This is a genomic window from Cognatishimia sp. F0-27 (genome assembly GCF_020667845.1).
GTDB lineage: Bacteria > Pseudomonadota > Alphaproteobacteria > Rhodobacterales > Rhodobacteraceae > JAFMPQ01.
The window spans coordinates 1-302 of the sequence record NZ_JAFMPQ010000132.1 but is presented as its reverse complement, the minus strand read 5'-3'; the positions used below and the strand labels follow the sequence as shown (position 1 = coordinate 302).

Below are 302 nucleotides of genomic sequence, written 5' to 3'. Positions count from 1 at the left end.
AGGTTGATCGCCACGCGCGCGCCCGACTGCTCATAAGATGCCGTGTCGCTGCCGCCCTGCCCGTCGACCACGTCCGGCCCGGCACCGCCCTCGATAACGTTGGGACCCCCATCACCGCGGAGGATGTCGTTGAACGCAGAGCCGCGCAGGTTCTCGATGCTGGTCAGGTTGTCGCCGGCTGCATCGCCGCCACCGGCAAAGCCAACCCCAAGGTTGATCGCCACGCGCGCGCCCGACTGCTCATAAGATGCCGTGTCGCTGCCGCCCTGCCCGTCGACCACGTCCGGCCCGGCACCGCCCTC

1 pseudogene is annotated in these 302 nt (G+C 69.5%); it reads right to left on the bottom strand.

The features are described from left to right. Window positions 1–302 (bottom strand): annotated as a pseudogene (locus J1C49_RS21630) (calcium-binding protein); the annotation flags it as partial.